Below are 18,518 nucleotides of genomic sequence, written 5' to 3' on the forward strand. Positions count from 1 at the left end.
GGGGCGTGACCGAACCTATCCTGGCTCGCATGAGCGTACGAGGGCGGAGTCACCGCTCTGTCGGGAGCGTCCGGGCCGGGCCGGTAACGTAAGAGAGGTACCGGTACGACTCGTGAGCCTCCTGACGGGCTGCGTGAACCCAGGAGGAACCACCATGACGACCAACCGTGGACGCAAGGACGTCATCCGCGACCGGATGGCTGCCACCGGTGAGTCGTACAACGTGGCCGCCCGCAACCTCAAGGCGATGAAGGACACCGCCGCCACCCGTGACGCCGTCCTCGTGCAGCGCTGGACGCCCGCCGAATCCTTCGACGTGCCCTGCCCCTGCGGCGGGACCTGCGAGCCGGGCGAGACCTGCGACCACTGCCACGCCCGCCACCGGCACGTGAAGCGCTACCCGGGCTCCACCACCGAGGTCGAGACCTGGGCCGACCGCTACGAGTGCACCGGCTGCTCCTCCTCGTACACCCTGACCGTCCACCTGGCCGGGCGACCCTGGGGCGTCGCGGAGACCGTCGTGCAGGGCGGGTCGGCCGAGGAGGTCGTGCAGGCGACCGTCTTCCCGGGGGTCATTCACCCGCTGCTGCGGTCGGAGACGGACGCGGTCTGAGACGGGGCAGCGGGCCCGCACGGGGGCGATCAGCACGCTCCCGCCGGATCCAGCGCGGCACTTTCGGACTTACACAGGAACGACATGCACGTCCGGTGGCCGCAGAACCGCCAGATATGCCAGCAGGTCCTCCGGGTCGCTGGTGAAGATCACCGCGCTGCCGTGCCGGGCGGCGGCCAGGGCGACCCACGCGTCCACCGCGTCCGGCCTCTTCTTCGTCGGCAGCACCGCCTGCCCGAGCGCTGTCCCGATGCGCCGCCAGTCGGTGATGTCCGGGCCGGTCGCGCACGCCAGGCACTCCGGGCGACCCGCCTTCGTCTCCCGCATCGGCGGCTCGGACGACCGGGCCTGCGGCACCGTGCAGTCCTTCAGCGCAACGGCCAGAGCGTGGACCAGCGACGGACGCGGGCGCCAGACCTGCGCCAGGACGGGACCGAGCACCAGCGCGCGGTGCGCGGACGTACGCATTCCCTCGTGGAGAGCGACCGCCTTGGCCTTGCGGTCGGCGAGCGCGATCAGCATGCCCGAGTCGTACACGGGCACTCGTCCGCTCACTCGGCGTGCCTCCGCGTCCGCGCACCCTGACGGTCGGTGCCGTGCACCAGCGCCAGTGCCGCCTCGACGTCACGCCGCTGCTGTTCGGTCAGCTCTTCAGGGCTTCTCTCCGGCTCCTCGGCGAGGGCACCGGCCTCCGATTCCGCCTGCGCGATCAGCGCGTCCACCCCGGCGAACTGCTCCTCTATGGCGTCGCTCTCCGCCATCTGGCGCGTCGCGGCGTGCACCAAATAGGCCGAGAGGTCCAGCCCGGCCCGTTCCGCGTGCCGCCTGATCCGGTCCGCCTGCTGCTGGTCGAGGCTGATGCTGATACGCGTCTTGGCCATACACGTAGCGTATGACGCGTATTACCTCGCTTCAAGTCGTCATCGCCCGGGGCGCGGCGTCGGGCCGGCCGCACCCCGGGCGCACCGGGATCGACGGCTCAGCTCTCGTCCGGCGCCAGGGTCAGCGAGATCGAGTTGATGCAGTAGCGCTGGTCCGTGGGGGTCGGGTAGCCCTCGCCCTTGAAGACGTGGCCCAGGTGCGAGCCGCAGCGGGCGCAGCGCACCTCGGTGCGGACCATTCCGTGGCTGCGGTCCTCGATCAGCTCGACCGCGTCGGTGTCCTTCGGGTCGTAGAAGGACGGCCAGCCGCAGTGCGACTCGAACTTGGTGTCGGAGCGGAACAGCTCCGACCCGCAGGCCCGGCAGGAGTAGACGCCCGCCGTCTTGGTGTCCGTGTATTCACCGCGGAAGGCAGGCTCGGTGCCGGCCTGGCGCAGCACCGCGTACTCGGCGGGGGTCAGCTCTTCCCGCCACTGCTCGTCCGGCTTCTCGACGTCGTACGGCACGGCTCGCTCCTCAGCTCGGCGATGTCGTCGCTCGCTCGGTGGCCGGTCGGCTACCGGGCGCTCGACAGGTGGTCCAGGATGCGCGGGCCGAGGTCGGTGACGTCGCCCGCTCCCATGGTGAGAACGAGATCGCCCGGCTTCGCCATTCCCGCGATCGCGGCGGGGACGTCGGCCTGGTCGTGGACGGCGGTGACCTCGGCTCCCGCCGTCTTCGCCGCGTCGATGATCAGGGCGCTGGTGATGCCCGGAATCGGGTCCTCGCGGGCCGGGTAGATGTCCAGGACCACGGAGGCGTCGGCCAGCGCGAGGGCCTGGCCCATCTCGGTGCCCAGCTCCTGCGTACGGGAGAACAGGTGCGGCTGGAAGACGACCAGGATGCGGGCGTCCGCGGCCGCGCCGCGCATGGCCTCCAGGTCGGCGGTCATCTCGGTCGGGTGGTGCGCGTACGAGTCGATGACCTGCACGCCCGCCGCCTCGCCCTTGAGCTGGAGGCGGCGCTTGACCCCGGTGTACGAACCGAGGGCCGAGGCCAGGTTGTGCGCGGGAATGCCGAGGGCGACCCCGGCGGCGAGTGCGGCGACCGCGTTGTGGGCGTAGTGGCTGCCGGGGACCGAGACCGTGAAGGTGAGGAACTTCCCGTTCAGGAGGACGGTGACCTCGCTGGTCAGGCCGCGGGGGGTGACCTTGTGGACCCGGACGTCGGCGTTCTCGGCGGAGCCGTACGTGACGACCTTGAGGTCGGCGAGGTCCCGGACCCGGCGGGTCAGCTCGACCGCACCGGGCTGGTCGGCGGAGATGACCAGGGTGCCGCCGGGGACGACCTTGCCGACGAACGTCTCGAAGGAGTCGTAGATCTCGTCCATCGAGGCGTAGTTCGCGTGGTGGTCGAGCTCCACGTTGAGGACGATCGCGACCTCGGGGTCGTACTTCTGGAAGCTGCGGTCGCTCTCGTCCGCCTCCGCGACGAAGATGTCCCCTTCGCCGTGCGTGGCGTTGGTGCCCGGGCCCTCCAGGTCGCCGCCGATGGCGTACGAGGGGGCCAGGCTCAGCGAGGAGAGGGCGACGGCCAGCATGGAGGTGGTGGTCGTCTTGCCGTGCGTACCGGCCACCGCGATGGCGCGCAGGCCGTTCATCAGGGAGGCCAGGGCGTCCGAGCGGTGGACCACCGGGATGGCCAGCTCGTTGGCCCGGAGCAGCTCCGGGTTGTCGGCGCGGATGGCGCTGGAGACGACCACGCAGGACGCGTCCTCGGACAGGTGCCGGGCCTCGTGCCCGATGTGCACGGTCGCCCCCAGCGCCCGCAGCGACTCTGCGGTGGCGGACTCCTTGGCGTCGCTGCCCGCCACCTTCGCGCCCCGCTGGGCGAGGATCTTCGCGATGCCCGACATTCCGGCGCCGCCGATGCCGATGAAGTGGGGTCGTTCCATGGCGGCGGGAATGCCGGGTGCCATCTGTGCTCCTGGGGATCGCTGCGGTTCGGACGGCGGCCGAGGGCCAACCCGGACCGCGCGGCTTCAGCCTATTCGCTGTGCGCGAAGAGCTTGAGCACCGGGACGCCGACCTTGTGCCGGGCCCGGGAGGCCCAGTCGCGGTGGAAGAACTCCTCCACGTAGTGCGGGGCGGTCAGGACGATGACCTCGTCCGCGCCCGCCTCCTCGACGACGGTCGTCAGTTTGTCCAGGGGGTGATCCTCGATCACCTGTCCGACGGCCTCGGAGCCCGCCTGGCGCAGGGCCCGTAGGGAGTATTCGAGGCCGATCTCGGCGGGTTCGCGGGCCTCGCTGCCCTCCGGCTCCTCGCCCTCGCGGACCGCTTCCTTCAGTTCCCCCATCGCCACGTCGTCGATCGCGCGCAGCAGGACATCGGCCTGGTCACCGCGCGGCTGCAACAGAACGACGAACGAGATCCGCTCCTCACCGTGGAGCGTGGTGACGAAGTCCACGTCCTCGGGAGTGAGCGGCTTCTCGATCATCAAAACGCTTGTGAACACGACAGGCGCCCTTCTGCTTCTTCGTCTCGTCGACCCCGGGATCGGCGGTCGACGGTCGTCTGCTGAAACCATCCTTCCCCGTGCTTCCACGGGGTTGCAGGGGTAAGTGTGCCCATCCGGAGCTAAGCGGAACGGGAAATTCCGCTAACTGTCGGTCCGACGGTACCGAGAGAAGAGGAACCCGGCCTCTTCCAGCAGCGATGCGAGGAAAAAACGTTCCGGCACGGCGACCCCGGGGCCCCCGGCAATCCGCTGAGCGTCACCCGCAGTAAGCATCGGGGAGATCGTCAGGCACAGCTCGTCCAGCGCCCCGGCCGCCACGAACTGGCCGAGCAGCCGGGGCCCGCCCTCGGTGAGCTGGCGCCGCAGCCCCCGGTCGGCCAGCTCGCGCACCACCCGGGCCGGGTCCACCCGGGCGCCCTCGCCCGCGATCACGACCTCCGCGCCCGCTTTCCGGGCCGCCTCGATCCGGTCGGCGGGGGCCCCTGCGCCGGTCACCACGAGCGTGGGGACGAGCGGCCCGGTGAACAGCGGCAGCGAGAAGTCCAGGTCCAGGGAGCCGCTCACCACCGCGACGGCGGGCGCGGGGCCCTGCCCGGCCGCCGTTCGCCGCGCGGCGAACGCCTCCCGGGCACGGGCCGGACGGTACCCCTCCAGGCGTACGGTCTCGGCCCCGGCGATCACCACGTCGGCCAGGCCCCGCAGCGTGCCGAAGATCCGCATGTCGGAGGCGCAGGAGATGGGCTGCGAGCGGCCGTCGTGCTGGGCGGCCCCGTCGAGGGTGGAGACCATGTTAGCGCGCAGCCAGGGGGCCGCGGCGGGGAGGTCCGAGGGGTACGCGTACGCCTCGGCCAGTTCGTCGAGGCTCCACTCGCGGTCGGTGAGCGGCCCGGGCGGGTTCTCCCCCCCCGGGGCGCCCGTTGTTGTCAGGTCCGTCACAGGGAACAGGCTTCGCATGGGTTGCAGTCTGGCACGGGCCTTAGGGTGGAGAGTTGTGTCGTCATCCACCGCGTTTCCGGGGCAGAGCCCCCTTGCCGAAACGGCCCCGCTGTCCCTGTGCGCCCGCGAGCCGCACGTCCCCGCCGACCGTCTGGTCGCCGAGATGGTGCCGCCGCCGCGCTTCGACTCGGTGCGCTTCGACACGTACGTGCCCGACCCGAACCAGCCCAGCCAGAGCGAGGCCGTCACGGTCCTGGCCGGCTTCGCCGCCGGGCTCGGTGGGGCACACGCGACGGGTTCCGGCCGCCGCAAGTGGTTCGGGAGCAAGAAGCCGGCCGCGCCGACCGGGCCGCGCGGGGTGTATCTGGACGGCGGCTACGGCGTCGGCAAGACCCACCTGCTGGCCTCCCTGTGGCACGCCACGCCCGCCGAGCCGTCGCTCAAGGCGTTCGGCACGTTCGTGGAGCTGACAAACCTTGTGGGCGCGCTGGGCTTCCAGCAGACCGTGCGGACCCTCAGCGGGCACCGGCTCCTGTGCATCGACGAGTTCGAGCTGGACGACCCGGGCGACACCGTGCTGGTCTCCTCGCTGCTCAGCCGGCTCGTGGAGGCCGGAGTGGCGCTGGCCGCGACCTCGAACACGCTGCCGGGCAAGCTCGGCGAGGGCCGGTTCGCCGCGGCCGACTTCCTGCGGGAGATCCAGGGCCTGTCCGCGCACTTCCGCCCGCTGCGGATCGACGGCGAGGACTACCGGCACCGGGGTCTGCCCGAGGCCCCGCCGCCGTACACCGACGAGCAGGTGACCCGGGCCGCGTACGCCACGCCGGGCGCGTCGCTGGACGACTTCCCGGGGCTGCTGGAGCACTTGGCGAAGGTGCACCCGAGCCGGTACGGCGCGCTCACCGACGAGCTGGGCGCGGTCTGCCTGACCGGGGTGACGGCGGTGCCCGACCAGTCGACCGCGCTGCGCCTGGTGGTGCTGGCCGACCGGCTGTACGACCGGGAGGTGCCGGTGCTCGCCTCCGGGCTGCCGTTCGACCAGCTGTTCAGCGACGAGATGCTGAACGGCGGGTACCGGAAGAAGTACTTCCGGGCGATCTCCCGGCTGACGGCGCTGGCACGTGACGCGAAGGGGCTGGTGGCGCAGTAGGTTCGGGGGCGTAACGCAACGGGACACCGCGAAGTGCCCCTTGTTATCCCGTACAACCGCGCACACCGTTCGAAGGGATCCAGCATGGCTACCACGCGTCAGGCGCACACGGTCTGGGAAGGCAACCTGATCGAGGGCAAGGGGGTCGTCTCCCTCGACTCCTCCGGCGTCGGTGAGTACGACGTCTCCTGGCCGTCCCGCTCCGAGGCGGCGAACGGCAAGACCAGCCCGGAGGAGCTGATCGCGGCCGCGCACTCCAGCTGCTTCTCGATGGCGCTCTCCCACGGCCTCGCGGGGGCCGGCACCCCGTCCACCAAGCTGGAGACGAAGGCCGAGGTCACCTTCCAGCCCGGCACCGGCATCACCGGCATCCACCTGACGGTCGAGGGCACGGTCCCCGGCCTGGACGAGGAGGCCTTCGTGAAGGCCGCCGAGGACGCCAAGGCGAACTGCCCGGTCAGCCAGGCGCTGACGGGCACGAAGATCACGCTGTCGGCCAAGCTGGCCTGACGGACGGCCTCGCCGCCCGGTTCGGCGTCACCGGCCCGGTTCGGCGTCACCGGCCCGGCCTCTCGGGCGAGCCGGCCCGGCCGCCGGCGTACGGCTGCTCCCATCAGGGCCGTCCCAGCAGCAACACGAGGCGCGGGGGTGCGCATGGTTCCCCCCGCGCCTCTGTGCGTGCTACACACGTGCGGGTCACTTCACCTGTCCGCCAACAGGGAGTCACCTCATGTCAACCGCACCCCGCTCCACCGCAACCCGACGTCAGGTCCTGGCCGGCAGCGGCGCAGCCGCCGCGATCGCCTTCACGGGGGCCTTCTCCGAACTCTTCGCGGGCACGGCAGCCGCGCGCGGCCACGGCGGCTACGGCCCCCTCGTCCCCGATCCGGACGGTCTGCTCGACCTGCCGAAAGGATTCCGCTACCGGGTGCTGTCCCGGGAGGGCGAGCCGCTGCGCTCCGGCGAGGGGCCGGTGCCGAGCAACCACGACGGCATGGCCGCTCTGCCCGGCCGCCACGGCCGGATCCACCTCGTCCGCAACCACGAGAACCGGCACACGGCCGAGATCGGTGTGCCGACGATTGCGGGGCTGACGTACGACCCGGCGGCCAAGGGCGGCTGTACGTCGCTGGAGCTGGACGGCCGCAACAAGGTGCTCGGCGAGCGCGTCGCCATCGCGGGTACGGCGGTCAACTGCGCGGGCGGGCCGACCCCTTGGCGCACCTGGCTGACCTGCGAGGAGAACGAGGACAAGGCCGGGACCAACGGGTACACCAAGGACCACGGCTTCATCTTCGAGGTGGACGGCGCCGATCCGCGCCGCACCGGGGCCGTGCCGCTGACCGCGATGGGCCGCTTCCAGCACGAGGCGATCGCCGTCGACCCGAAGTCGGGGATCGTGTACGAGACGGAGGACGCGTTCGACAAGCCGTTCGGGCTCTTCTACCGCTTCCTGCCCGAGAAGCCGCTCGGCGGCACCGGTTCGTTGCGGGCGGGCGGGGCGCTGGAGGCGATGCGGGTGCCGGGCGTGCCGGACCTGTCGGTGGTGCAGGAGACGGGGACCAGCTTCGACCGGATCGAGTGGGTGCCCGTACCGGATCCGCTGGCGGCCGAGACCCCGATCCGGCTCCAGGACTTCGGCCCGAAGGGCATCACGCACGCCCAGAAGCTGGAGGGGTGCTACTGGGGCGGCTCGTCCGTCTACTTCGTCTCCAGCTTCGCCCACCGCGACGAGGGCTCGGCGGCCGACCACTACGGGCAGGTGTGGCGCTACGAGCCGAAGAAGCGCCGGCTGACCCTGGTGGTGATCTTCGGCCCGGACACCGACATCCAGCTGCCCGGCGAGTCCCCCGACAACATCTGCCTCGCGGCCGACGGCGGGCTGATGGTCTGCGAGGACGGCGGCGGCGCGCAGCACGTGCTCGGGGTGACCCGGCGGGGCGAGGTGTACACGATGGCGCGCGGGCGGCAGAACATCGGGACGCCCGAGGAGCCGGAGTGGGGCGAGTTCGCGGGGGTCACGTTCTCGCCGGACGGTTCGACGATGTACGTGAACTGCTACACGCCGGGGACGACGTTCGCGGTGACGGGGCCATGGTGCTGAGGTAGCTCTCCCCGCGGGGACGCCGGAGCGCCATTACTCGTAATGACCGTATTGTCAGATATTTTCCGTGGGTGATCACTGCTGCGCGGAAGATGCGGAAGACGACGACTCTGACGGTCGCGGGGGTGCTGACCGGCGCCGCCCTGGCCGGGTGCGGGGGGTCCGCCCCCGCACCCGCTCCCCCGCCCACCCCTACGGCTCCGGCCCCCGTCGCTCCGGAGAAGCCGCCCACGATGGCCCCCGGCCCGGCGGGCCGCACCCCGGTCTTCGAGCGGAGGCCGACCGGCGGGAACGGCTCGGGCGCGGCGGCGGAGAAGGTCGTGGCGCTCACGTTCGACGCCGACATGACGGCCGATCAGGGCCCCCGGGCGGCCTCTGGCGAGCGGTTCGACAACCCGGAGCTGGTCGCGGTGCTGCGCCGGCTGAAGGTGCCCTCCACCGTCTTCATGACCGGACGCTGGGCCGAGGAGTACCCGGCGCAGGCGAAGGCCATCGGCGCGGATCCCTTGTTCGAGGTCGCCAACCACTCGTACAGCCACCACGCCTTCAGCTCCCCCTGTTACGGCCTGCCGGTGGTGGGGAAGACCGCGATGACCCGCGACGTGGAACGCGCCTTCACGGCGTTCCGGAAGGCGGGGGTGCGGAACGTGGTGCCGTACTTCCGCTTCCCCGGCGGCTGCTACGACGACACGGCGCTGCGCGCGCTGGCCTCGGCGAACGTGACGGCGGTGCAGTGGGACGTGGTCAGCGGAGACGCCTTCGCCACGGACGCGGACGCGGTGGCCGAACAGGTGCTGGACGGGGTGCGGCCGGGTTCGCTGGTGGTGATGCACTGCACCCGCAGCGCGGCCCCGGCCACCGAGGCGGCGGTACGCCGGATCGTGCCGGAACTGCGCGAGCGCGGCTACCGGTTCGTGAAGGTGTCGGAGCTGATGGACGACCGCCCGTGACAGGAGGTCACTCCCGTGAGTTTATGGCGACAGCCCACGAAAGGTTTTTGCCTCATGATCGATGAATTGGCCAAGGACAACCTGCACGGGAGGCTGCGGCGGGACCGCGAAGCGCTGCTCTGGAAGCTCGACGGCCTGTCCGAGTACGACGCCCGCCGACCGTTGACGGCGACCGGGACCAACCTCCTCGGCCTGGTCAAACACGTGGCCACCGTCGAGGCCCGGTACTTCGGCGAGGTCTTCGACCGTCCTTCCCCGGAACCGCTGTGCCGGTGGCATGACTCCGACGGCAGCGATCAGTGGGCGGCCGAGGACGAGACCCGCGACCAGATCATCGGGTTCTACCGACGCACGTGGGAGCACGCGGACGCCACGATCGACGCTCTTCCCCTCGACGCCCCCGGCCAGGTGCCGTGGTGGCCGGAGCCTCACCGCAAGACGAACCTGTTCGCCGTCATGGTCCATGTCCTCGGCGAGTCCATCCGGCACACCGGGCAGGCCGACATCCTGCGCGAGGGGCTCGACGGCCGGACCGGGCTGCGCGCCGAGCACGAGCAGCCGGTCGACGAGGAAGCCCGCGCGGCCTACTGCGCCAAGATCGAGCAGGCCGCCCGATCGGCCGCCCCGATCAAGGCCTAGCCGGAGCAGGCCGTGCGGCCCGCCTCCTGCCAGGCGCAGACCGGGCAGAGCGTGGCGCCCTTCGTCGACTCCGGGTACTCGGTCGGCTCGCGGCACAGCACGCACTCGGCGTACGGAGCGCCCTCGGCGGCTCCGGCGGGCGGGGTCGGCGGGGCAGACGCGGTCGGCCCCGGAGCCTCGCAGTACGTGTCGTCCGTGTCGTCCATGTCCACGTTCACGAGCCTACTCACCCGTGCCGGGCGGCGAGCCGGCAGACGAGAAACGCCACCGCCCCGGCGAGCACCGCCGCCCCGAGCGACGGCAGGACGGGCGGCTGGAACGTCCCGGTCCGCGATCCCGTGACCAGGGCGGTGACCGCGTACCGCGCTGGGGATCCGGTGGTCACGAGGGCGAGGAGCGACCCGAGCACGGCCGCCGCGACCGACCAGCCCCGGCGGACCGGCACCGGGCGGGAGCTGAGCGCCCCCACAGCCGCCCCCAGCAGTACGCAGCACAGGGCGGCGAGCAGTCCGGCGAGCGCGGCGGACGGCCGGGAGACCGCCCGGGCGCCGTCGTCGGTGACCGGGCTGCTGACGAGCAGCACGACAGCGGTCGTCACCACGGCGAGCACCGCAGCGCAGCCCATCGCGGTGAGCAGCGCGGCCAGGTGGACCCGCCGGGGCCCCACGGCGGCCGAGGCGACTGTCCGGGCGGCGGGCGGCTCCTGGCCGACGCAGAGGTGAACGGCCCATGCGGTGACGGGCAGCAGGGCGGCGGCCGAGACGCCGAGCGAGCCCAGCACGGGCTGCCCGCCCTGTACGCCGACCGCGAGGACGGCCGCGTACAGCAGGAGGGGCGCCAGCCAGCGCTGGGAGCGGACGAGCAGGGCGGCCTGGTAGCGGAGGAGGGCGGTCATGGTGATTCCGACACCTCGGCTGCTGCCTCGGGTGGCGTGGCCGGTGCGGGGGCGGCGGCCTGCACGGGTGCCTCCTCCGGGACGACCTGCCGGATGTGCCAGGGCGGGCGGGCCGTCAGCAGGGCTTCCAGGAGCGCGTCGGAGTACGGCGCAGGAACGGTGAGGCGTACGGAGCCGGAGCCCGAGCCGGATCCGGAGCCCGAGCCGGAGCCCGGTCCGGAACCGGAGCCCGAGCCCGGTCCGGAACCGAAGCCCGGTCCGGAGCCCGGCCCGGGGCCCGAGCCGGAACCGGAGCCCGGTCCGGGGCCCGAGTAGGGGCCCCAGCCCGAGCCCGGCCCGGAGTCCGGCCCAAAGCTCAGGCCAGAGCCGGGGCGGGAGTCCGCGCCGGTGCACTCGTCGGCCTGCCGCTCCCGGATCGGGCCGCCCGGCAGATCCGCCGGCAGCACCGCGCCGGGCGGGCCCACGGCCTCGATCAGGACCCGGGGGCCGCTGGTGGGTCCGGTCGCCGCCGAAGCGGTCACCGTGCGCACCCCGCCGCCCCCGGTCCGCAGAGTGAGGCCGGCCGCCCCGGCGAGGCGTCGCGGGTCGTGGTCGACGAAGACGACGGTGCCGCCGGCCGCGACACGTTCGGCCACGGCGCGGTCGAGTTCGGCGCGGGCGGCGGTGTCGAGCCCGGTCCATGCCTCGTCCAGGACCAGCAGGTCCGGGGCGGCGAGCAACGCCTGGGCGACGGCGACCTTCTGGCTGGTGCCCTTGGAGAGTTCGGCGAGCGGCGTACGGGCGTGCTCCGCCGCCCCGAACCGGGTCAGCCACTCCCCCGCCCGCCGCTTCGCCTCCGCGGTCCGCAGTCCGTGGATCCGGCCGAGGTGGACGAGGTAGCCGGTGGCGGTCAGGGGCAGTGCCGCCGGGAAGCGCTCGGGGACGTACGCCGTACGGGCCGGGCGGCCGGTGATCCGCCCCTCGGCCGGTGCGTCGATCCCGGCGAGCAGCCGCAGCAGGGTCGACTTCCCGGCGCCGTTGCCGCCCTCCACCCGGACCAGGGCCCGGGCGGGCAGGGCTAGGTCGACCCCGCGCAGCACCCAGCGCCCGCCGAAGCCGTACCGGTGGCCCACCCCCCGTAGCTCCAGGCTCAGTTGGAGGTCTTCTCGGGCCGGGCCTCGCTCGGCCGCACGATGACGAAACCCTCGCCCTGGAGCATCAGCTGTACGGCCTCGCCGGAGCCGCCGCGCACCATCGAGCCGACGCTCTGGGAGCGGTTGAGGCTGGTCGTGAGCTGTTGGCTCCAGCCGACGACCGCGTCCGTGTCCACGTACACCGGCTGGGCGGCCGTCACGGGGATCACGATCGGGGTGCCCTCGCACATCAGGCCGAGCTTCCCGTAGCCCGTGAAGACGCTGTTGAAGAGGCCGCCGCCGACCATGCCGGCGCCCTTCACGGTCTTGATCTCGTAGGAGAGCGTGGGGTCGAAGCACAGGACGTTGCGGCCGTTGATGGTGATCGAGTCGCCCTGGTCCAGCTCCACGATGAAACAGTTCGCCGCCTCGTGGGCGAACCACGCCTCGCCCTGGCCCCGGACCGCCATCAGCGCGAGGCCCTCGCCGGTGACCGCGCGCTTGAGCATGCCGCCGATGCCCTGGCCCTTGCGCTCGAACTGGAGGTTGCCGCGGAAGGCGATCATCGAGCCCTGCCGGGCGTGCATCTCCCCGTTGACGGCGTACTTGATCGACTTGGCGTTCTGCAGGGTCATGCCGGGGGCGGTGGCCGGCTGGGCCATGTGCTCGCTGGAAAAGAGATCGCTCTTCATGCGGAGCATCCTCACCCGGACCCGTTCGTTCCGCCAAGCAGGTGAACCGTCCCGCCTGGCAGACTGGGACGGTGACCAGCAACGACACCCCTGTCTCCGAAAGCCCGTTCCACAACGGTCCGACCGACCGCGACCAGGCGCCGCAGTTCGTGCTGCCGCTGGTGCTCCACCTGGAGAAGACGGACCCGCCCGCCCGCACCGACGCGCTGCGGGCCGCCGCCCGCGCGGTGCTGACGATCCTCTCCGACGAGCGGTCCCTCGGGGACGGCGAGTGGGCGGCGGCGATGCGGGACTGGCAGGACGCCCGGATCCGCAAGGTCGTGCGCCGGGCGCGCGGCGCGGAGTGGCGCAAGGCCGCGGCGCTGGACGGCATCACGGTGACGGGCGAGGACGGCGCGGAGGTACGGGTGTTCCCGCCGATCCCGCTGGACGGCTGGCCCAAGGAGCTGGCCAAGCTCCAGGTGTCGGGCACCGACCTGGAGGACCCCGAGCCGCCCGCCGCACCCGATCTCTCGGGCCCGATGCTGTGGCTGAACCCCGATGTCGACATGTCGGCGGGCAAGACGATGGCCCAGGCCGGGCACGGTGCGCAGCTCGCCTGGTGGGAGCTGTCCGACACCGAGCGCAAGGCCTGGCGCGAGGCCGGGTTCCCGCTCTCCGTGGCCACCCCCGGGGCGGAGCGCTGGCGGGAGCTGACGGTGAGCGGGCTGCCGGTGGTGCGCGACGCGGGGTTCACCGAGGTCGCCCCGGGGTCCTGCACGGTCGTCGCCGACCATCCGGCGCTGCGCCGCTGAACATTTCTGGTTCCTTCTCCGTATCTCCCGGTACTGCCCTGTCGGCATTACCGCCAAGTAGCCTGCACAGCCGGTCGATTGGCGGTTGATTGACGCCTGTTCGATCGACGCTGTCACGCTTAGGCCCGGGAGACACCTTGTTGCGACGCATCAACGGCACGGCCCTCATCATCGCGGCCCTGGTCGCCACCCTCGGCGCGCTCGCGTTCCCCGTCTGGTCCTACGCGGACCGTTCGGGCACCGGCGAGGCGAATCTCAACGCCTCCAGCGTCGCCACCCAGTGGGGGCCGCTCTCCGCGACCGACCGGGACTTCCTGGTCAAGGTGCGGCTGGCCGGACTGTGGGAGCTGCCCGCCGGGCAGCAGGCGATCGAACGGGCCCCCAGCGAGGCGACGAAGGCCGCCGGGGACCACCTCGTCGTCGGGCACACGGACCTGGACCGGCGGGCCCGGGACGTCGCGGCGAAGCTCGGGGTGGAGCTGCCCAACCAGCCGACCGCCCAGCAGCAGGAGTGGTTGCGGGAGCTGACGGCGGCGAGCGGGGACACGTACGAGCGGAAGTTCGCCAATATCCTGCGGGCCGCCCACGGCAAGGTCTTCGGCCTGATCGGCCAGGTCCGCCACACCACCCGGAACACGCTGATCCGGCAGTTGGCGAGCGACGCCAACCAGACCGTGCTGGACCACATCACCATGCTGGAGGCCACCGGGTTCGTCGACTTCGACGCCCTGGCGCGCGAGGCGGCGAGCGGGTCGACGGCCAGTCCTTCGGGCCCGTCGATGCCCCGGGACGGGCAGGCCCCCCTGGCCCCGGTGCCGGCGACGCCGACCGGCGACCAGTCCTTCACCTCGCGCCCGGTGCCGCCCACGATGATGCCGATGCCGTAACGAGGGCGGCGGTCCCGGAACCTCAAATGAAGCTCTGAACGTCCCCCTGGTCGGGTTCATCGCCGCGCGACGGGGCCATGACCCCGGGACAGAACGAGGTGAGCGGGGGGACGGGGGACGTCATGGAACTGGGCATCGGTATCGGCTGGCGGCCGGAGATCGCGGGCGAGGTGGAGGCGCTGACCGGGATCGACTGGGTCGAGGCGGTCGCGGAGAACCTCTGCGCCGACCATCTTCCGGACTCCCTGCTACGGCTCCGCGAGCGCGGGGTCACGGTCGTGCCGCACGGGGTGGCGCTCGGTCTCGGCGGCGCGGACCGCCCGGACCCCGACCGGCTCGCCGGTCTCGCGGCGCGTGCCGAACTGCTGGGGACGCCGCTGGTGACCGAGCACATCGCGTTCGTACGGGCCGGGGGGCCGCTGACCGCGTCGCCGAGGCTGGAGGCCGGGCATCTGCTGCCGGTGCCCCGCACCTGGGACGCGCTGGACGTGCTGTGCGAGAACGTGCGGATCGCCCAGGACTCGCTGCCGGTGCCGCTCGCCCTGGAGAACATCGCCGCGCTGATCACCTGGCCGGACGAGGAGATGACCGAGGGACAGTTCCTGGCGGAGCTGGTCGAGCGGACCGGGGTGCGGCTGCTCATCGATGTGGCCAACCTGCACACCAATCACGTCAACCTCGGCCAGGACCCGGCGAAGGCGCTGGACGAGCTGCCGGTGGAGGCCATCGCGTACGTCCATGTGGCGGGCGGGGTCGAGAAGAACGGCGTCTGGCACGACACGCACGCCCACCCGGTGTCCGAACCCGTCCTGGAGGTGCTGGCCGAGCTGCGCTCCCGGGTCGACCCGCCGGGCGTGCTGCTGGAGCGGGACGACGCCTTCCCGCCGGCCGGGGAGCTGGCGGGCGAACTGGACGCGATCCGGGCGACGTTGCGGAGTGCCGCGCCCTCGGTGGGCCCGGAGCGGGACCGGGGGACGCCGAGGAAGGCCGCGCCCTCGGTGGACCCGGGTCACGGCCCCGGGCAGGTGGCATCCTCGGCGGACCCGAGGCCCGTCGCGAGCGCGGTCCCGAGCGCGGACTCGCGCCCCGACCCGGCTCCCGCGTCCGACGACACCGCCGGCGCCGGGGCCCGTACAGCCGCTCCCACCCCCGCCCTCGCCGGCACCCGGGACCGTACCGCCGTCGCGCAGACCGCCCTGCTCTCCGCTCTCGTGGCCGGTACGCCGGCCCCCGAGGGCTTCGACCACCGGCGGCTGCGGGTGCAGAGCCGGGCGCTGGCCGCCAAGCGCGCCGACGTCGTCGCCAAGGTGGCCCCCGAACTGCCGGAGATCGTCGGCGACGGCTACCGCGCCGCGTTCCTCGCGTACGCCGGGAGCCGCCCGATGTCCGGTGGCTACCGCCGTGACGCCCTGGACTTCGCGGAGCACGTGCTCATCGCGGGCGGTCCCGCCGATCCGGTGGCGCGGCGCCGGCTGACGTACTGGTGGCAGGACCGTTCGGGCGCCCGGCCCCCGCGCCGTACGACCCGTCTGGTCCGGGCGGCCCGTGCCGTCCTCGTGGGGAAGTGACCGCCATGAACACGCTCGCTCTGCTGGCGACCCTCGGGGTCGTCGTCTCGTCCATGCTGCTCGTCGTCAAGGCGGTGGCCGAGCGGTCCCGCCGCCCCTCTCCGGGCCCCCGCCCCGAACTTCACGACCTGTACGAGGTCGCGTTCCTGAACGGCGGTCCGGCCAGGGTCGTCGACACCGCCCTGACCGCCCTGCACGCGGACGGCCGGCTGGTCGTCGGCGGGCCGGGCATCGTCGCCGTACAGCGGGCACAGGCGAACGACCCGGTGGAACGCGCGGTGTTCCAGGAGCTGGCCGCCGCCCCGAACGGCGCCCTGCACGTCCTGCGGGAAGCGGTGATGCGGCACCCGGCGGTCCAGGAGGTCGGCGACGCGCTCGCGGCGCGCGGGCTGCTGGTGGCGCCCCACCGGCTCCGCCCGCTGCGGCGGTGGGGGATGACCCAGGGGATCGTGTGCCTGATCGCTGTGCCGCTGAGCATGTTGCTGACGTTCGTCCAGTTCGCCACGGACGACTCCCTGGACTTCTCGGTCCCGTTCATCATGAAGATGCTGCCCGCGATCGTGATCGGCTCATTCACCGGGCTGATCGTCGCCAACTCCGCCGCGGGCCGCCTCACTGCGTCGGGGCGGCACGCCGCCCAGGCGTTCCGGGCCGCCTACGCCTACGTGGTGACCCCCGCCCATCTCGTCGCCACCCTGGGTCTGCGCGCTCTGCCGGACCCGGTGTTCCAGGCCCAGTTGACGGCCGCGGCACGGCTGAGCGCTCCGCGCCGACGCTCCTCCGCGCGCGTCGGCGGGTCCACGGCGACGGGTGTCACCGCCGTCGGCGCGGCGACGGTCTGGTGCGCCGCGTCCCATCCCGGCGGCTCCAGCTGCGGCGGTTCGACCGGGGGCGGGTCCGGGTCGAGCTGCGGGGGCGGCTCCGGGTGCTCCTCGGGGTCCGGGTGCGGAGGCGGCGGCGGGTCGAGCTGCGGCAGCTCAGGGGGTTCCAGCTGTGGGGGCGGGGGCGGCGGCTGCGGCGGTGGGGGCGGCGGCTCCTGAAGCGCCCCCTAAAGCCTGAATCAGTCGCGTATGTACGGACTTTGATCGGCCGTCAGGGTGGATTCCAGTGACATTCCGGGGCGGTGCTGGACATATTCGCCCGGCCGCCCGACCCTTCCTCTCCGCATCCGCAGAGAGGCCCCCGCGCGTGAGAACTGCTGCGCTCTACACATCGATCGGCTCCCTGGTCCTGTCCGCCCTCGCCTCCGCTCCGGCGGGGGCCTGGGAACGCCCTGGTTCCGCCGAGGCCCGGGGCACCGCGATCGCCGCCGCCCGGGCCACGGCCGCCGGGATCGACTTCGCCGCCTGCCCCGAGGAGGAGATGCTCCCGGACTCCCTGAAGTGCGGCACGGTCAAGGTGCCCCTCGACTACGCGGAGCCGGACGGGCGGCAGCTCGAACTGACCGTCAGCCGGACGCCCGCCACCGGTCCGGCAAAGGAGCGGCAGGGCGCGTTCGTCTACAACCCGGGCGGCCCCGGCGCGTCCAGCATCACCTTCCCGCTGGCCGGGGAGCTGCCGGAGTGGAAGGAGATCGCGGAGGCGTACGACCTGGTCGGCTACGCCCCGCGCGGCGTCAACGGCTCCTCCGCCCCGCTGAGTTGCCAGGACCCCGCCGCGTACACGAAGGGCCCGACCGACGCACCGACCCATCCGACCGAGGCGGACAAGGAGCGGCGCGTCGCCCGTGCGAAGGCGTACGCGCAGGGCTGCGCGGAGCACGCGGGCGCGACGCTGCGGCACTACACCTCGCTGAACAACGCCCGGGACCTGGACGTGCTGCGGGCCGCGCTCGGCGAGAGCCGGCTGACGTTCATGGGGGCCTCGTACGGGACGTACTTCGGCGCGCTGTACGCGACGCTGTTCCCCTCCCACGTACGACGGATGGTCTTCGACTCGGCGGTCGACCCGGGCCCGGAGCAGATCTGGTACCGCTCCAACATGGGCCAGTCGCTGGCCTTCGAGACGCGCTGGGAGGACTTCCGCCGCTGGGTCGCCAAGCACGACGACGTGTACCACCTGGGGACCACCCCCGAGGCGGTGCAACGGCGCTACGACGAGGTGCGCGCCGAGCTGGCGGTGAAGCCGGCCGGCGGCAAGGTCGGGCCGGGGCAGCTGCACTCGGCGTTCCTGGGGGCCGGTTACTACGACGACTACTGGGCGATGCGGGCGACGGCCCTGTCGGAGTACGTCCGGGGCAACCCGGAGCCGCTGGTCGCGCAGGCCTCCCCGCGTGCGGTGGCGGCGAAGGACAACGAGAACGCCCAGGCGGTGTACACGGCCGTCGAGTGCAACGACGCGCCCTGGCCCGAGGACTTCGCGGTGTGGGACCGCGACCACACCGAGCTGGCGCGCGTCGCGCCGTTCGAGGCCTGGGACAACGCCTTCACCAATCTGCCGTGCGCTTTCTGGCCCGCGCCCCGGCAGCGGCCGCTGGACGTCCGGGTCGGGTGGGGCGAGCTGCCGCCGGTGCTGATCCTGGCGGCGGAGCGGGACGCCGCGACCCCGTACAAGGGGGCGCTGGAGCTGCGGAAGCGGCTCCCCGGGTCCTCGCTGGTGACGGAGCGGGACGCGGGGACGCACGGCGTCGGCGGGGCCGGGAACGCCTGCGTGGACGACCATCTGCGCCGGTATCTGCTGACCGGCGAGGTGCCGGGGCGGGGTGCGGACTGCGCCGCGCACCCGGAGCCGAACCCGGTGTCGCTGGACTGATCCGGAGGTCGGCGGGCGTACGGAGCGGGGGCCGCCGCACCTGCACC

At 72.8% G+C, this 18,518-nt stretch carries 21 protein-coding genes; 11 read left to right on the plus strand and 10 right to left on the minus strand.

The window, feature by feature from the left end; genetic code table 11:
* Positions 1-154: 154 nt before the first annotated feature.
* Positions 155-613, plus strand: coding sequence for a hypothetical protein (locus ACFWM7_RS22075; RefSeq protein ID WP_383263132.1), 459 nt, complete (start codon positions 155-157; stop codon positions 611-613).
* A 69-nt stretch (positions 614-682) separates the two neighbouring features.
* On the opposite strand, the gene ACFWM7_RS22080 is transcribed toward ACFWM7_RS22075, so the two are convergent.
* The 6 genes from ACFWM7_RS22080 to ACFWM7_RS22105 form a co-directional block, all read right to left on the minus strand.
* Positions 683-1,168 carry a hypothetical protein gene (locus tag ACFWM7_RS22080; protein ID WP_383263134.1) on the minus strand — a complete coding sequence of 162 codons (486 nt, stop codon included), beginning with the start codon at positions 1,166-1,168 and terminating at the stop codon, positions 683-685.
* The gene (locus ACFWM7_RS22085) at positions 1,165-1,494 is read right to left on the minus strand and encodes a hypothetical protein (protein WP_383263135.1); all 330 of its coding nucleotides are present in this window, start codon (positions 1,492-1,494) and stop codon (positions 1,165-1,167) included. The genes ACFWM7_RS22080 and ACFWM7_RS22085 overlap by 4 nt, the downstream gene beginning before the upstream one ends.
* Before the next feature lie 98 nt (positions 1,495-1,592).
* Positions 1,593-2,000, minus strand: a complete 408-nt coding sequence (gene msrB, locus ACFWM7_RS22090) for a peptide-methionine (R)-S-oxide reductase MsrB (RefSeq protein ID WP_383263137.1) — start codon at positions 1,998-2,000, stop codon at positions 1,593-1,595.
* Between the two features lie 50 nt (positions 2,001-2,050).
* Positions 2,051-3,451, minus strand: a complete 1,401-nt coding sequence (gene murC, locus ACFWM7_RS22095; protein WP_383263139.1) for a UDP-N-acetylmuramate--L-alanine ligase — start codon at positions 3,449-3,451, stop codon at positions 2,051-2,053.
* A gap of 68 nt (positions 3,452-3,519) precedes the next feature.
* Positions 3,520-3,972, minus strand: a complete 453-nt coding sequence (locus tag ACFWM7_RS22100; protein WP_205084509.1) for an indole-3-glycerol phosphate synthase — start codon at positions 3,970-3,972, stop codon at positions 3,520-3,522.
* Between the two features lie 162 nt (positions 3,973-4,134).
* Positions 4,135-4,947, minus strand: coding sequence for a pyrimidine reductase family protein (locus ACFWM7_RS22105; protein WP_383263140.1), 813 nt, complete (start codon positions 4,945-4,947; stop codon positions 4,135-4,137).
* Positions 4,948-4,984: 37 nt separating this feature from the next.
* Here ACFWM7_RS22105 and zapE point away from each other — a divergent pair, with 37 nt between their 5' ends.
* The 5 genes from zapE to ACFWM7_RS22130 all read left to right on the plus strand — a co-directional run bounded on the left by zapE (position 4,985) and on the right by ACFWM7_RS22130 (position 9,772).
* Complete coding sequence (zapE, locus tag ACFWM7_RS22110; protein WP_383263142.1) at positions 4,985-6,079, plus strand: cell division protein ZapE; 1,095 nt, start codon at positions 4,985-4,987, stop codon at positions 6,077-6,079.
* Positions 6,080-6,163: 84 nt separating this feature from the next.
* Positions 6,164-6,589, plus strand: coding sequence for an OsmC family protein (locus ACFWM7_RS22115; protein WP_383263143.1), 426 nt, complete (start codon positions 6,164-6,166; stop codon positions 6,587-6,589).
* A 220-nt stretch (positions 6,590-6,809) separates the two neighbouring features.
* A complete protein-coding gene (locus ACFWM7_RS22120) occupies positions 6,810-8,183 on the plus strand; it encodes an alkaline phosphatase PhoX (protein ID WP_383263144.1) in 1,374 nt (457 codons plus the stop codon).
* A gap of 92 nt (positions 8,184-8,275) precedes the next feature.
* Positions 8,276-9,133 carry a polysaccharide deacetylase family protein gene (locus tag ACFWM7_RS22125; RefSeq protein WP_383263151.1) on the plus strand — a complete coding sequence of 286 codons (858 nt, stop codon included), beginning with the start codon at positions 8,276-8,278 and terminating at the stop codon, positions 9,131-9,133.
* A 54-nt stretch (positions 9,134-9,187) separates the two neighbouring features.
* Positions 9,188-9,772, plus strand: a complete 585-nt coding sequence (locus ACFWM7_RS22130; RefSeq protein WP_383263145.1) for a DinB family protein — start codon at positions 9,188-9,190, stop codon at positions 9,770-9,772.
* Here ACFWM7_RS22130 and ACFWM7_RS22135 read toward each other — a convergent pair.
* The 4 genes from ACFWM7_RS22135 to ACFWM7_RS22150 are packed head-to-tail and all read right to left on the minus strand — an operon-like array spanning position 9,769 to position 12,471.
* On the minus strand, positions 9,769-9,978 hold the full coding sequence (locus ACFWM7_RS22135; RefSeq protein ID WP_383263153.1) for a hypothetical protein: 210 nt from the start codon (positions 9,976-9,978) through the stop codon (positions 9,769-9,771). The genes ACFWM7_RS22130 and ACFWM7_RS22135 overlap by 4 nt on opposite strands.
* A 20-nt stretch (positions 9,979-9,998) precedes the next feature.
* Positions 9,999-10,667, minus strand: coding sequence for an ABC transporter (locus tag ACFWM7_RS22140; RefSeq protein WP_383263147.1), 669 nt, complete (start codon positions 10,665-10,667; stop codon positions 9,999-10,001).
* Positions 10,664-11,746, minus strand: coding sequence for an ATP-binding cassette domain-containing protein (locus ACFWM7_RS22145; RefSeq protein ID WP_383263155.1), 1,083 nt, complete (start codon positions 11,744-11,746; stop codon positions 10,664-10,666). Before ACFWM7_RS22145 ends, ACFWM7_RS22140 begins: the two co-directional genes overlap by 4 nt.
* 50 nt (positions 11,747-11,796) lie before the next feature.
* On the minus strand, positions 11,797-12,471 hold the full coding sequence (locus tag ACFWM7_RS22150; RefSeq protein WP_032777597.1) for an AIM24 family protein: 675 nt from the start codon (positions 12,469-12,471) through the stop codon (positions 11,797-11,799).
* 71 nt (positions 12,472-12,542) lie between these two features.
* On the opposite strand from ACFWM7_RS22150, the gene ACFWM7_RS22155 reads away from it, so the two are divergent.
* The 5 genes from ACFWM7_RS22155 to ACFWM7_RS22175 all read left to right on the plus strand — a co-directional run bounded on the left by ACFWM7_RS22155 (position 12,543) and on the right by ACFWM7_RS22175 (position 18,471).
* Positions 12,543-13,265: an aminoacyl-tRNA hydrolase gene (locus tag ACFWM7_RS22155; RefSeq protein ID WP_383263148.1), complete on the plus strand. Its 723-nt coding sequence runs from the start codon at positions 12,543-12,545 to the stop codon at positions 13,263-13,265.
* Positions 13,266-13,405: 140 nt separating this feature from the next.
* Positions 13,406-14,152 (plus strand): DUF4142 domain-containing protein, encoded by a 747-nt coding sequence (locus tag ACFWM7_RS22160; protein ID WP_205086274.1) that lies wholly within the window; start codon positions 13,406-13,408, stop codon positions 14,150-14,152.
* 122 nt (positions 14,153-14,274) lie between these two features.
* Positions 14,275-15,720, plus strand: coding sequence for a DUF692 family multinuclear iron-containing protein (locus ACFWM7_RS22165; protein ID WP_383263157.1), 1,446 nt, complete (start codon positions 14,275-14,277; stop codon positions 15,718-15,720).
* Positions 15,721-15,725: 5 nt separating this feature from the next.
* On the plus strand, positions 15,726-16,760 hold the full coding sequence (locus tag ACFWM7_RS22170) for a TIGR04222 domain-containing membrane protein (protein WP_383263149.1): 1,035 nt from the start codon (positions 15,726-15,728) through the stop codon (positions 16,758-16,760).
* 148 nt (positions 16,761-16,908) lie between these two features.
* Positions 16,909-18,471 carry an alpha/beta hydrolase gene (locus ACFWM7_RS22175; RefSeq protein ID WP_383263150.1) on the plus strand — a complete coding sequence of 521 codons (1,563 nt, stop codon included), beginning with the start codon at positions 16,909-16,911 and terminating at the stop codon, positions 18,469-18,471.
* Positions 18,472-18,518: the final 47 nt, after the last annotated feature.

It is taken from the genome of Streptomyces sp. NPDC058375 (assembly GCF_042723425.1).
Lineage (GTDB): Bacteria > Actinomycetota > Actinomycetes > Streptomycetales > Streptomycetaceae > Streptomyces > Streptomyces durocortorensis.